We start from the raw sequence: 14381 nt of genomic DNA on the forward strand, positions 1-14381 counted from the left end.
CTTCACGTTTTGTACCACGTAGTAATACACCTACGTTCTCACCAGCACGACCTTCGTCTAGTAATTTACGGAACATTTCAACGCCAGTACAAGTTGTTTTTGTTGTTGGTTTGATACCAACGATTTCAACTTCTTCACCAACTTTGATCACACCACGTTCTACACGACCTGTTACCACTGTACCACGACCTGAAATTGAGAACACGTCTTCAATTGGAAGTAGGAATGGTTTATCGATATCACGCTCTGGTTCCGGAATATAGCTATCTAAAGCTTCAGCTAATTCAACAATTTTTTCTTCCCATGCTGCATCGCCTTCTAACGCTTTTAACGCTGAACCACGAATTACTGGAGTGTCATCACCTGGGAAATCGTATTGAGATAGAAGTTCACGTACTTCCATTTCAACTAATTCTAATAATTCTTCATCATCAACCATATCGCATTTATTTAAGAATACGATGATGTAAGGAACACCTACTTGACGTCCTAAAAGGATGTGCTCACGAGTTTGTGGCATAGGACCATCAGTTGCTGCTACTACTAAAATAGCACCGTCCATTTGAGCCGCACCAGTGATCATGTTTTTAACATAGTCAGCATGGCCAGGACAGTCTACGTGTGCGTAGTGACGAGTTGGTGTATCGTATTCAACGTGTGAAGTGTTGATGGTGATACCACGTGCTTTTTCTTCTGGTGCATTATCGATTTGATCGAATGCGCGAGCTTGACCGCCGTATTTTTTAGAAAGTACAGAAGTAATAGCTGCTGTTAAAGTTGTTTTACCATGGTCAACGTGGCCGATTGTACCAACGTTAACGTGGGGTTTTGTACGTTCAAATTTTTCTTTAGACATTTATAGTCCCTCAATGTAATACAAATCGGTGGTGAATCACCACATTAACCAAGTATCATATTTAGTTTTAACATAATACTAATTTAAAATTAGCTTTGCATAATAACAGATAAAGCCATCTAGTGACAAGCTTTAAAGCTATCAAATATAATTTTTTTAGAAGTTTAGGAAAGTAACAAGAATGGTGCTGATAGGCAGATTTGAACTGCCGACCTCACCCTTACCAAGGGTGCGCTCTACCAACTGAGCTATATCAGCAATTGGAGCGGGCAGCGGGAATCGAACCCGCATCATCAGCTTGGAAGGCTGAGGTAATAGCCATTATACGATGCCCGCATGTTCAAACTCGGCTACCTAAATGCTTCAATTAGCAATTGCTAATGTTAGATAATGGTGGTGGGGGAAGGATTCGAACCTTCGAAGTGTGACACGGCAGATTTACAGTCTGCTCCCTTTGGCCGCTCGGGAACCCCACCCCGAATCATTATAAACTATTTACTTAGGAAAATGGTGCCGGCTGCCGGAATCGAACTGGCGACCTACTGATTACAAGTCAGTTGCTCTACCTACTGAGCTAAGCCGGCCTAAGTGCTGCGCATTATGGACTAGAACATTTAACCTTGCAAGCAAAAAAAACATTTTTTTTATTGTTTGCTTAAAAAAAAATCAAAAATATAAAAAAAACCTGAAATATAGACTATTTCAGGTTTTTATTTAATCAAAAATAATGTGTTAAATTATTTCTTTTTTGTTGCTTTTTTAGTCGTTGCTTTTTTCTTAGTTGAAGCAACACCTTTAGCTGCTGTATGTACTGCTACGTCTTCACTGATATCACCTTTATCTTGATATGCACGACCGTAATAAGTATCAAGTAGAATTTGTTTCAATTCTGCAATTAAAGGATAACGAGGGTTAGCACCTGTACATTGATCATCAAATGCATCAACTGCAAGTTGGTCAACTTGAGCTAAGAAAGCTTTTTCATCAATACCAAACTCTTTAATAGAGAATGGAATTTCAAGATCTTTTCTTAATTGATCTAACCAACCAATTAATTTTTCAACTTTCTTCTCATCTTTATCTGATGCAGCAGTTAAGCCTAAGTGGTCAGCAATTTCAGCATAACGTCTAACGGCTTGAGGATAACCATATTGGCTAAACGTACCTTGTTTAGTTGGTTTATCTGTTGCATTGAAGCGAACAACATTACTAATCAGCATTGCATTTGCCACACCATGAGGGATATGGAATGCAGCACCAATTTTATGAGCCATAGAGTGACAAACACCTAAAAATGCTTGAGCAAATGCAACACCAGCTAACGTTGCAGCACTATGCACTTTTTCACGAGCAACTGGGTTTTTAGCCCCTTCTTTATAGCTTGTAGGTAGATATGCTTTCAATATGCTCAATGCTTGTAATGCTTGTCCATCAGAGAACTCGCTTGCCATAATTGACACATAAGCTTCTAAGGCATGAGTTACCGCATCATAACCACCTGCAGCACAAAGTGATTTAGGCATATTCATTACTAAGTTAGCATCAACAATTGCCATATTTGGTGTAATTGCATAATCAGCTAATGGATATTTTTGGCCAGTTGCATCATCTGTTACTACCGCAAACGGTGTAACTTCAGAACCAGTACCAGAAGTAGTTGTCACACAAATTAATTTGGCTTTTTTACCCATATTAGGGAAATGACAAGTACGTTTACGGATATCCATAAAGCGCAATGCTAATTCATCAAATTTTGTTTCTGGATGTTCATAAAGTACCCACATAATTTTTGCGGCATCCATTGGAGAACCACCACCTAAAGCAATAACAGTATCCGGTTGGAATGCTATCATTGAGTCAGTACCTTTACGAACAACACTTAATGTTGGGTCTGCTTCAACATCAAAGAAAGTTTCACAAATTACACCACGTTCTTCAAGTTGATCGGTAATTTGTTTTGAGTAACCATTGTTAAATAAGAATTTATCGGTTACTAAAAATACGCGTTTGGCACCTTGTTCAATTACTTCATTTAAAGCAACTGGAAGTGAGCCACGTTTAAAATAGATAGAACTTGGTAATTTGTGCCATAACATGTTTTCTGCTCTCTTAGCGATTGTTTTCTTGTTGATTAAGTGTTTCGGACCGACATTTTCTGAGACCGAGTTACCACCCCAAGAACCACATCCTAGTGTTAAAGATGGAGCTAAATCAAAGTTATATAAATCACCAATACCACCATGAGCAGCTGGTTGATTAATTAAAATACGACATGTTTTCATTTTACTACCAAAGTAAGCAATACGATCACGATTGCTATCTTGGTCAGTATAAAGCACAGAGGTATGACCCATACCGCCCATTTCAACTAATTTTTCAGCTTTATCTACTGCTTCATTGAAATCTTTTGCTTTAAACATAGCTAAAGTTGGAGAAAGTTTTTCATGAGCAAATGGTTCCGATAAGTCAACTTTACTCACTTCACCAACAAGCACTTTTGCACCTGCAGGCGCTTTAAATCCAGCTAATTCAGCAATTTTAGTTGCTGGTTGACCAACGATATTAGCATTTAAGGCTCCTTTATCATTTAAGATAATACCTTGTACTGCTTTGGTTTCCTTAGCATTTAAAATATAAGCGCCATATTGTTTTAATAAATTACGAACTTCGTCATAGACAGAATCAACAACAACAATAGCTTGTTCTGAAGCACAAATCATACCGTTATCAAATGTTTTAGACATCAACACTGATGCAACGGCACGTTTTAAGTCAGCTGTTTCATCAATTATTACAGGAGTATTACCTGCTCCAACACCTAATGCTGGTTTACCAGAACTGTAAGCTGCTTTAACCATACCTGGACCACCAGTAGCTAAGATAGCAGACACATTATCATGATGCATCAATGCATTAGATAATTCGATAGATGGTTCATCAATCCAACCAATAATATCTTTTGGAGCACCAGCTTTAATTGCAGCATTTAGCACAATTCGAGCTGCTTCAATGGTAGATTTTTTAGCGCGAGGATGAGGTGAAAATACGATAGCATTACGAGTTTTTAAACTAATTAGTGATTTAAAAATCGCTGTTGATGTTGGGTTTGTAGTTGGAACGATACCACAAATAATCCCTAATGGTTCAGCTACAGTGATAGTGCCATATGGCTCATTTTCAGCAACAACACCACAAGTCTTATCATTGCGATATTTATTAAGAATATACTCAGCAGCAAATAGGTTTTTGATAACTTTATCTTCAACAATTCCCATTCCTGATTCAGCAACAGCTTGCTGTGCAAGAGGAATTCGAGCTGCGGCTGCAGCTGTTGCTGCTGCTACGAAGATTTTATCAACTTGCTCTTGAGTATAAGTAGAATAAGTTTCTTGAGCTTTTTTCACTCGAGTCATTAACTCATTTAACTCATTCATATTGGTTACTGCCATAGATTTCTCCTTGAAAATTAAAAAATAAACTTGGATCGTTTGGCGTCTTCCTTGAACATATTTATAATAGCAAAACGAAATTGTGGAATATCGTAAATCAGTTTTTTACTTAATACAATAAGATATTTAACAAAAAATGAATGTTCTTTAAAAGAACAAAATTTATTATTACTTTAAGCGAATTAAATTTGAAGATTTTAAAAAAATATAATTAATTAGCTAAAGGAAGCAAAATTGTTTCTTTAGCTAAATTAAATTAAAAATCAAATATTAATTAACTTATCTAATACATAACTCACAGCCACAAAACCAAAAGTCGCTGTCACGGTAGTAATAGCGCCAAATCCGGACTGACAATCCATTTTCTTACTACCTTCAGCTTGGCTTTTAGTGGAACAAACCTGACCATTTTGAGATGGATAAGTCAACTGCTCAGTCGAAAAGACGCACGCAATGGCATACTTACCTTTGCTATCTTTATTGAGTTTATAATCATTTTTTAAGCGCTCACGCAATTTAGCCGCTAACGGGTCTTGAACGGTTTTGGCTAAATCAGCAATTTTAATTTTGGTCGGATCTTTTTGCCCGCCTGCACCACCAATGGTGATAACTTTTAATTTATTTCGCTTGCAGTGCACTAAAAGCGCAGCTTTATCACGCACGCTGTCAATGGCATCAATAATAAAGTTGAAGCGAGGGTTTTGTTTCGACCCTAAATAATTTGCAACATTATCCGGACTGATAAAATCATCAATGACATTAACGATGCATTGTGGATTGATCTGTAAAATTCGTTCAGCCATAACAGCAGTTTTAGCTTTACCAATATTGGTATTTAACGCATGAATTTGCCGATTAGTATTGGTGATACACACATCATCCATATCAATTAAGGTAATTTGCCCAATACCACTACGGGCAAGGGATTCGGCCACCCATGACCCAACACCACCAATACCAATGACACAAATATGAGCTTGTGAAAATTGCGTTAATGCCGCTTCACCATAAAGTCTTGCAATACCGCTAAAACGTTGAAAGTAGGATTCTGATTTCATAATTGATTATCGAAGGTGCTTATCGTTAAACACCCAACACTCCAAAAACTTGTTTACCAATAATAAAGATAATTTGCTTTGCTAACTAATTTATACATAAATAATGTCGATATATTCGTTTTCAAGGACTCAAGTTGCAATATATGCTTTGCAAGGCACTTTAAATTTACATCCCGATGATGCGCAACCAGTGGGATATTATTTGTCATTAATTGTATTCGTTTCAATTATTTGTTTTTCCTAAAATATCGCTGGTTAATTATGCTTAAAAAAGAGGAAAAGCAAATGCGCAAACCTAAAAAATTACTCAACGATCCTAACAATGTCAGGCAAGAAGTGATGCAAGGCTTAGTATATGGATATAATGGCAAACTCACTGCAATTCCAAACTACTTTGCAGTTTATGGCAATCACATCACAGATGATCAAGTTGTGGTTATTTCCGGGGGCGGTAGCGGTCACGAGCCAACTTTTGCCGGCTTTATCGGTGAAGGTAGCATTGACGGCTGTGCACTTGGCGAAGTGTTTACCTCGCCCTCACCTGATCAAATAATTGAAGTGACCAAAGCCACACATCAAGGTCATGGCGCACTATTTTTATATGGTAACTATTCCGGGGACGGGATGAATTTTGATATTGCCGCCGAAATTTTAGCCGAAGAAAATATTACCACCAAAACCATTCGCGCAACCGATGATATTGCTTCAGCTCCGCTTTCTAAAATCTCAGATCGTCGGGGCGTTGCCGGTATTATGTTTCTTTATAAAATAGCCGGCGCAGCAGCGCAATTGGAAAAATATGATCTTGACCAGCTTTATCAAGTCGTAGCAAAAGCCAATAATAACGTACGCACTATCGGTGTAGCGCTCAATGGTTGCGCTTTGCCTCAGTCGAATAACTTTAACTTTGAACTGGCAGATAACGAAATTGAAATTGGTATCGGTATTCATGGTGAAGCCGGTTTACGCCGTCAAACAATGACCACCACCGACGATGTGGTTAAAGAGATGATAGATAGATTGTGTGACGATCTGCCTTTTGTGCGTGATGATCGGGTGTGTGTAATGATTAATAACCTAGGTACGATGAGTAATACCGAACTTTTAATTATTGCCAGAAAAGTCGGTATTGAACTCGATTCACGAGGCATAATCAGCCATGATATTGCCATTGGCCATTTTTGCACTTCATTGGAAATGTCCGGCTTTTCGATCACCTTAATGAAATTAGATCAGCAGTTACAACACCTTTATGACCTACCTTGCCAAACCTTAGGATGGAGAAAATAGAATGAACTTGTCACAACTACGTAAAATGATGTTATTTGTCGCCGAAAAAATGGTGGAAAGTGAGCCAACATTAACCGCTTTAGATCAAATTGTTGGCGACGGCGATCATGGTATTGGTATGAAGCGAGGATTTGCGACATTAATAGTACTGTTACAAGACAATCAGTTTAAGCCAAATGATATTGGTGATTTTTTCAATCAAGTTGGTACAAAATTAATGACCAGTATGGGCGGGGCTTCCGGTGCAATATTTGGCACTTTATTTAGAGCTGGTGGTAAAAGTATTATTGGTGAGGCAGAATTTAATACCAGCACATTAGCAACACTACTTAATCAAGGTTGGCAAGCTGTCTATCAACGAGGCAATGCTAAACCGGGTGATAAGACCATGGTTGATGCTTTAGCAGCTGCGGCAACCAGCGCAAATGAATTATGCCAATTACCCTTGAAAGATGCGTTACCTAAAATTGCCCAATCAGCAATGGAAGGCGCAGAGCAAACCAAACAGATGATAGCGGTATTTGGTCGAGCTAAAAACTTAGGTGAACGTGCTATTGGTCATATGGATCCGGGCGCTGTTTCAATGGCTTATATTTTAAAATATATGAATGAATATATTCAGATGTCTTAAAAAAATAAATCCGCTAACAGTGTTGGCGGATTTATTAACTTGTTTGTTTCTGTCATTTAAGCGTGACTTTTCCTCTCTTTCATTATCCACCTACCCTATTGTTTAAATTTTATTTGGGAAGGATATGCCCAACTTTGTAACTCTTGCGGCGGGAATCCACCCGGATCTTTACCACCATTAATCAACAATGCGTGATAATAAATCTCTGCCATTTCTTCAATGTAGGCCGCTTTTAATACCGCTTCATAAGGATCTTTATCCACCGCAATGGCGCCATGTTTTTCCATTAAAATGGCATCGGCTCGCTTAATTGGCTCAATGACACTAGTTGACAGTTCCGGCGTACCAGGGCGACCATATGGCGCAACCGGAATCACGCCGTCTTTTAAATTCAAAATAGCACACTCATAAACAACTGCCGGAATGGGCTTTGCTAATACCGCAAATGCCGTTGCAAAAATTGAGTGGGTGTGTGAAACGGCAAACACATCCGGACGAGCCTTATAAATTTCCAAATGCATCAAACATTCACTAGTCGGCCTTAATCCGGATTGCGCTTCAATCACATTAGCATCTAGATCCATAACCACAATATCACGTGCGGTTAATAGTTGTTTATCAATGGTTGTTGGGGTAACTAGCACATAGCCGGTCTGTTTGTCCCGAACACTTGAATTACCTGCTTTATGTTTACAAAGTCCCCATTCACTGGATTTCTTAGCCATATCGACAACATATAGTTTTTGAATCTCTAACATTTTAACACTCCTTTTTAGGCAAAATATTCATTGATAGCGGGCAAATAATTCCCAAATTTCTTGATTATTTTTGGCTTGGCGTAAATGGGTTGAACCGTCATGAAGTTCTAATAGCTCATTTAATTGCGCCAATGCTTTAAGATGTTTTTGTGGATTGTTGGTCGCTAGCACTACAATTAAATCGGCTTGCATATAGCCACCAATATCGATTTTGTCGGGTAACCTAAGTAGCGACATGGCAACTTGATTGACACCATCATCAATACCGGCATGCGCAATAATTAACCCTTCAACCAGCATAATGTAGGGCTGTTCAAATTGGATTTTGTTGATCATTCGTTCCAGATAATAACGTTCAATAAATTGCCCGTTTAATAGTGGTTTAGCCGCTAATTCCAGCGCCTGTTGCCATGAGATATCGGCTGTTTGGGCAAGGTAGATATGCTCTTTTTGCATTAAATCCGCCAGCGAAGGGATCTCTTGTTGGTTGATTCGTAGCGGATTGTCATTGAGTTCATCATTATACAGGTAGGCGGTAAGCTCTTTTTGTAGCGCCTTTCTGTCTTTTATATGGGTGAACTTTTCAACAATTAGCATCAGTTCTTCAACTTGGATAATGCTTGGGTCAATCCCTTGTAATGTGCCAATAACTTGGTTACGTAATGCATTTTTATGCAAATTATTCAACGAAGGGTTAACAATAAAGAGCAGTTTATCGGTGGATAAATGTGAGGTTGAAAAAACAATGTCATAATAGTGTTTATACTTTTCAAACTCTCGTTTAGACATGGCATCAGAAAAGTGAAGTTCCGGAAGCAACACCTGTAAAGTCAAATATAAGTAAGTAGAGACTGTGGCGCTATTTTCACAAACAACTATGGCAATTTTCTTTGTTTTAATTTGGTTAATTAGCCCTTCTCGTGTTAACCAGCCGCCTAATAAAACGGTAATAAACGCCACTTCCTCATCCGGCATATTACAATGCAGTATCTTTTCAAACGGCGCTATGGCTTTACGTACCATTTCATGTAAATGACCGAACTCTTGCAAAACAATATCGTAAACACTGTTGATGTTGGTGATATGGTAACGGATGCGATAATAGGCCGGTTTCCAGTGTTGATAAATACGTTCAATTAATTCACTTTTGTCCTGAAAGGTAATACAGCTGATCTGTTCAAAATTATCGATAACTTCAACTGCACTCTCTAATAACACGGCATCGAGATGAAAATATTTGTCTGATAATGTTTGGATATTGGAACTTTGTACCAATACCGTTAAAAAAATCTGCTCATTCAGATCGGTAATGCCAAAGCGTTCAATTAATTTTTTCATTAATTGAAAATCACGACTGTTTGCTACATCGGTATAGTTTTCCGGCAATAACTCTATTTTTTTGTTGGTTTCAATTCGGTGTAGCATAAAACCAATAAAATAGGTTAATTCTTGCAGTTGTTCATCGGTAAAAACAATTTTTAATTTTCGTTCAATTTCACTAAACACTTGTCCGACTTGTTCTAATCGGCCTTGAGTAATAATCTTATTGTGCCGAAAAATTTTATCGGCTATTGGCATATTAATGATGCGATGAATTAGCTTTAATAATAAATAGCGCTTATTAATTTCTGTGCCAACAATGCGATAACCATTTTCACGATCATAAGTTACCTGCATATGATATTGATCGAGCAGGGTTTGCACTTTTTTAATGTCATTAATCACCGTATTTTGGCTAACGGTCAGTGCTGAGGAGAGATGAATTAATGACAAGCGCTCAGTTCTGGTTAATAAAAAAAATAGCAGTAGATGCACTCTTTCATCTTCTGAATAGATATATCGACCAATAGAAAGCGAGACGGGTTCGTCTCTAAAGGTTTCAATCACGACTTTAGGAATGCTAAATTTTCCGGTTTTAAATCGTTTAATTAATTCAAGATTTGATGACTCAAGAAAATCATTAATCTTTTTTAAGGTATAACTAAGCTGTTTACGGGTTAACCCAAATTTATTTTGCAGCTCTACGCCACTGACACTTGGATTTTGAATTAATGCATTTAAAACAGCATGAATTCTTTTATCAACAACCATATAATTATTAGCCTCTTGCTCGTTATCTGATGATAACGAGCATTACCATCAGTTTGTACTAATTACCTGTTTACAAATAGTCCAGTTTTACTCATCTATTTTCAGATCAACACTATCTTGTTGTGCCTCTTTTTTCAGCTCACGTGCATAAAAGAAATAGCCAGTGCACCAATAAATAGCCAATATCAATGGAACAAAATAGCCTTGTAAACATTGCCAAATAAATGAAAATGCATAAGTAAAGACAGGTGCATCAATAGAGCTGTTAGAAATAAGTTGGTTGTTTGGAATATCAATCGCCTTAGTGGCTAAGCCTAAATCGGTAATAATTGGCGCAAATTGCGTTCCGACAAACAGAAAAAATGGCACACCGATGATAGCTAAAATCACCATTCTTAATGTATTGCCTTTGGTTAAAATATAAGCTGGCACAACCAGTGCGATATTAATAATGCCGGCAAATGGTAAGATTTTATTGCCGGGTAAAATTACTGCCCAAATTAAGGTGATAGGAATGGCGACAATTAAAGTAAACCAGATTTCACTTGCTCCCCCCATAAACGGCCAATCAAGACCCACAAACAGTTTACGACCAGCAAAGCGTTTATTCATATAATCGCTGATCGCCTCAGAAATCGGGGATAGCGCCTGCATAAATAATTTTGAGATCATCGGGAACAGCATTAAAGCGGTCGCCGCTTGCACTCCTAGCATTAAAATGGCCGCCACATCATAACCAGCAATAATCCCAAAAATGACACCTAATAAAAATCCGATTACGTGATTTTCAGCAAATACCCCTAGTTTAGAACGCAAGGTTGCTGCATCCATTGGCTTATTCAAAGCGGGGATTTTGCGTAATAGAAGATCAAAAGGATAATAAATGGCACTGAAAAATAGCATTCGGTGCGTACAAGTTACGCCCGGAATACCGGTTAACTTTTCGATTCGATGCTGATTAATATCACCGGAATTGAGCTCTAAAATAATTTGCAACGTTGCAACAACAAAAGCCAATATCAGCGCAATTATTCCGCCCACAAGTGGCGTTGCTACGGCAACAACAATAAAGGCAGTAAAAATTTTACCCCATACATTCCATAAATCAGCATTAAACGTATCGGTCTTTTTCAATACCAACATTAAGATATTGACGCCAACTTGCAGGGGAAACATTAAAAAAGCATATGGCCAAGCCCACGAAACATTTGCCATTGTTGTCCAACCACCGTCAACAATACTGAGTTCAATACCGGTTCGCTCCATCATGGTTTGTGCAGCAGCGCCTATTGCGCCAACCATAAAACCAATCAGCATACTCATTCCAACAAACGCAACACCTAAAGTAATAGCGGCCGATGCCCCGTCTCGAAATTTCATACGTACAATTAAGCCCGCAATGAGCATTATGATAGGCACAAATACCGGTGCACCTAAATTCAAAATATAATTTATAACTGTTCCAAGAAAGTCCATAATTACACTCCTATTTGCAGGCATCGATAATTTTTTGCAGTTCTGCATCCATATTTATTCCGGTTAAAAAAGCAATGCCATTAATAACCGGGATAGGATATGTTTTCTCAATTTTGGTAATGGCAATATATGCCGCACTGTTTTTAATGTGAGAATCAACCGACTTAAGATCGACAACTTCCACTTTAATATCATTAAGATTTCTCTCTTTTAATAAGCGTGTCACTTTACTTGCAACCGTTTGTGATGTGGCCACTCCACTCCCACATGCAACAATAACCTTTTTCATAATGCCTCCTTATAAATGGATATTTGACGTCAATAAGTTAAAAACTTCATGTTCTGTTTTTGCCTGATATAGCGCCTCTAAAAAACATGAATTTACCAAGCAGGACATCAATTTTTGTAATAAATCAATATGTCCATCTTTTTGGTTAAATCCCAATAGAAAGATAAAATTAGCATCTAAAACATGATCATTATTTGCCATTTCACACCAAGGGATTGTTCCTTTCACTCGAGTAAAGAAAATGAATGGTCTAATAACATGTTCGATATCGGTATGTGGCATTGCCACCACATAAGGTTTGGTCGGTAAAGCGGTCGGAAATAAAGACTCTCGGTGTTTAATCGCTTCTAAGAATGTTGGATTAACATAACCACCACGTTGTAGAATTGAAAAAGTAAAATCAAAAAATTGATTTGAATTTTGGAAGTCTCTATCTAACACAATCAGATCGTTACAAAACAGCTGGTTATTAGATTCATTTTCCATTTCATCCTCCATCATTATGTCGTTAGTCATTTTTAAATCGGGCTGATTTTGATGACTAACTCATACAGTAATTATTTGATGTCATTGATTTTAGGAAATTAAAACAGCGCAGACTATTGGATTTGATACCAAAAAATATCCATAAAATTGCACATCATAGGGATAAAAGTTATCGCTAAAAAATGCGGGAAATATCTGAGAATAGTTATACCAAGTTAGATAGTTAGGCAATTGTGATTCTGCTATTAGCAATTTAATAGACAGAATCACAATAAGTATTGAAGGTTATTTAATTTTTGAAAGAGTGAATTGGTGCCGGAATTCGTCCGCCACGATGAATGAAATCAAATGAACTGAATTTACTCACCGGCATCACAGGAGCATGACCGAGTAATCCACCAAACTCAATATTATCACCCACCTTTAATCCCACAGCCGGAATAATCCGCACGGCTGTGGTTTTGTGGTTAATGACACCGATTGCCGCTTCGTCAGCAATAATAGCCGAAATCGTTTCAGCGGAGGTATCACCCGGTATGGCTATCATATCAAGACCAACTGAACACACACAGGTCATGGCTTCGAGTTTTTCCAAATTAAGTGCCCCGCAATTAACCGCATCAATCATGCCTGCATCTTCAGAAACAGGTATAAAGGCGCCACTTAAACCACCGACATGACCACACGCCATTACGCCACCTTTTTTAACGGCATCATTTAACATCGCTAAAGCTGCCGTTGTGCCATGTGTGCCGACCACTTCCAGTCCCATTTCTTCTAAAATATGCGCAACCGAATCACCAATTGCCGGCGTCGGTGCGAGCGATAAATCTACGATACCAAATTTCACACCTAAGCGCTCTGATGCTTCTTTTCCAACTAATTGCCCCATACGGGTAATTTTAAATGCAGTTTTTTTAATCGTTTCGGCAACCACATCAAAAGGTTGACCTTTTACTTTCTCAAGCGTACGTTTAACAACGCCAGGTCCACTCACGCCGACATTAATCACACAATCGGCTTCACCAACACCATGAAATGCGCCGGCCATAAAAGGGTTGTCTTCAACTGCATTGGCAAATACAACTAATTTTGCACATGCCATGCTACTATTATCAGCGGTTAACTCTGCCGCTTGTTTGATAATTTGCCCCATTTGCTTAACCGCATCCATATTGATACCGGTTTGGGTTGAGCCAACATTGACCGATGCACACACACGCTCAGTTTGCGCCAGTGCTTGCGGAATGGATTTAATTAAAATCTCATCACCTTTATGGTAGCCTTTTTGTACCAAGGCAGAAAATCCACCAATAAAATTAACGCCAACCGCTTTAGCTGCGCTATCAAGGGTTTTAGCAAAGGCAACATAATCTTTGTCATCGCTGGCACCGGCAATTAATGACATCGGCGTCACTGAGATACGTTTATTGATAATAGGAATACCAAATTCGGAAGTAATTTGATCCCCAACTTTGACAAGATCTTTAGCCAATGTGGTTATTTTGTCATAAATTTTTTGACGCGCTTTCTCACCATTACTATCGATACAATCAAGGAGAGAAATTCCCATGGTTATTGTGCGGATATCAAGTTTTTCTTCCTCAATCATTTTAATTGTTTCGAGGATCTGTTTTGTTTCCATTAGTCCTATCCTTAAATAAGAAATGTAGAATTAGAATTGAAATTACAAACGATGCATAGCATCGAAAATCTCTTCTCGTTGAATATTGACTTTAACCTTGAGTCTATCACCTGTTTGCGTTAATGAAGTTTTCACTTCATCAAACGAGGCTTTTATTTTGGATAAATCAAGCAACATAATCATGGTAAAATATTCATCCATAATCGTTTGGCTCACATCTAAGATATTAATATCTAATTCAAACAGCTTTTGACTAATTCCGGCAATTATTCCGGTTTGATCTTTTCCTATAACAGTTAAAATCGTTTTCATCACATACTCCGCACAAAATTCACACAATTAAAAGATATTT

12 protein-coding genes and 4 tRNA genes are annotated in these 14381 nt (G+C 38.0%); 2 read left to right on the plus strand and 14 right to left on the minus strand.

Going from position 1 to position 14381, the window contains the following annotated elements; genetic code table 11:
• The 7 genes from tuf to tcdA form a co-directional block, all read right to left on the minus strand.
• On the minus strand, nucleotides 1-856 hold an 856-nt coding region (gene tuf / locus J3U18_RS10930; RefSeq protein ID WP_267354069.1), incomplete at its 3' end, for an elongation factor Tu.
• A 182-nt stretch (nucleotides 857-1038) separates the two neighbouring features.
• Nucleotides 1039-1114: transfer RNA gene (locus tag J3U18_RS10935), tRNA-Thr, on the minus strand.
• A gap of 3 nt (nucleotides 1115-1117) precedes the next feature.
• Nucleotides 1118-1192: transfer RNA gene (locus J3U18_RS10940), tRNA-Gly, on the minus strand.
• A gap of 55 nt (nucleotides 1193-1247) precedes the next feature.
• Nucleotides 1248-1332, minus strand: a tRNA-Tyr gene (locus J3U18_RS10945).
• Between the two features lie 32 nt (nucleotides 1333-1364).
• A tRNA-Thr gene (locus tag J3U18_RS10950) sits at nucleotides 1365-1440 on the minus strand.
• 153 nt (nucleotides 1441-1593) lie between these two features.
• Nucleotides 1594-4305 carry a bifunctional acetaldehyde-CoA/alcohol dehydrogenase gene (gene adhE / locus J3U18_RS10955; protein ID WP_065562060.1) on the minus strand — a complete coding sequence of 904 codons (2712 nt, stop codon included), beginning with the start codon at nucleotides 4303-4305 and terminating at the stop codon, nucleotides 1594-1596.
• Between the two features lie 263 nt (nucleotides 4306-4568).
• Nucleotides 4569-5363, minus strand: coding sequence for a tRNA cyclic N6-threonylcarbamoyladenosine(37) synthase TcdA (gene tcdA, locus J3U18_RS10960; protein WP_267354072.1), 795 nt, complete (start codon nucleotides 5361-5363; stop codon nucleotides 4569-4571).
• A 285-nt stretch (nucleotides 5364-5648) separates the two neighbouring features.
• On the opposite strand from tcdA, the gene J3U18_RS10965 reads away from it, so the two are divergent.
• Both J3U18_RS10965 and dhaL read left to right on the plus strand, forming a co-directional pair.
• The gene (locus J3U18_RS10965) at nucleotides 5649-6653 is read left to right on the plus strand and encodes a dihydroxyacetone kinase subunit DhaK (protein ID WP_267354074.1); all 1005 of its coding nucleotides are present in this window, start codon (nucleotides 5649-5651) and stop codon (nucleotides 6651-6653) included.
• A 1-nt stretch (nucleotide 6654) separates the two neighbouring features.
• Nucleotides 6655-7284: a dihydroxyacetone kinase subunit DhaL gene (gene dhaL / locus J3U18_RS10970; protein ID WP_267354076.1), complete on the plus strand. Its 630-nt coding sequence runs from the start codon at nucleotides 6655-6657 to the stop codon at nucleotides 7282-7284.
• 95 nt (nucleotides 7285-7379) lie between these two features.
• On the opposite strand, the gene J3U18_RS10975 is transcribed toward dhaL, so the two are convergent.
• From J3U18_RS10975 to J3U18_RS11005, 7 genes are all read right to left on the minus strand, one after another.
• Nucleotides 7380-8042: a class II aldolase/adducin family protein gene (locus J3U18_RS10975; RefSeq protein ID WP_267354078.1), complete on the minus strand. Its 663-nt coding sequence runs from the start codon at nucleotides 8040-8042 to the stop codon at nucleotides 7380-7382.
• Nucleotides 8043-8069: 27 nt separating this feature from the next.
• Nucleotides 8070-10133, minus strand: a complete 2064-nt coding sequence (locus J3U18_RS10980) for a BglG family transcription antiterminator (protein WP_065562055.1) — start codon at nucleotides 10131-10133, stop codon at nucleotides 8070-8072.
• 87 nt (nucleotides 10134-10220) lie between these two features.
• The gene (locus J3U18_RS10985; protein WP_220218835.1) at nucleotides 10221-11609 is read right to left on the minus strand and encodes a PTS galactitol transporter subunit IIC; all 1389 of its coding nucleotides are present in this window, start codon (nucleotides 11607-11609) and stop codon (nucleotides 10221-10223) included.
• A 10-nt stretch (nucleotides 11610-11619) separates the two neighbouring features.
• On the minus strand, nucleotides 11620-11898 hold the full coding sequence (locus J3U18_RS10990) for a PTS sugar transporter subunit IIB (protein ID WP_220218834.1): 279 nt from the start codon (nucleotides 11896-11898) through the stop codon (nucleotides 11620-11622).
• Between the two features lie 9 nt (nucleotides 11899-11907).
• The gene (locus tag J3U18_RS10995; protein ID WP_267328982.1) at nucleotides 11908-12384 is read right to left on the minus strand and encodes a PTS sugar transporter subunit IIA; all 477 of its coding nucleotides are present in this window, start codon (nucleotides 12382-12384) and stop codon (nucleotides 11908-11910) included.
• 289 nt (nucleotides 12385-12673) lie between these two features.
• The gene (locus J3U18_RS11000; protein ID WP_267354080.1) at nucleotides 12674-14029 is read right to left on the minus strand and encodes a PFL family protein; all 1356 of its coding nucleotides are present in this window, start codon (nucleotides 14027-14029) and stop codon (nucleotides 12674-12676) included.
• A gap of 42 nt (nucleotides 14030-14071) precedes the next feature.
• Entirely contained in the window at nucleotides 14072-14341 is a 270-nt protein-coding gene (locus J3U18_RS11005; RefSeq protein ID WP_267354082.1) for an ACT domain-containing protein, read from the minus strand.
• Nucleotides 14342-14381 lie beyond the last annotated feature (40 nt).

The sequence above is a fragment of the Gilliamella sp. B3482 genome (assembly GCF_026536805.1).
Taxonomy (GTDB): Bacteria; Pseudomonadota; Gammaproteobacteria; order Enterobacterales; family Orbaceae; genus Gilliamella; species Gilliamella apicola_E.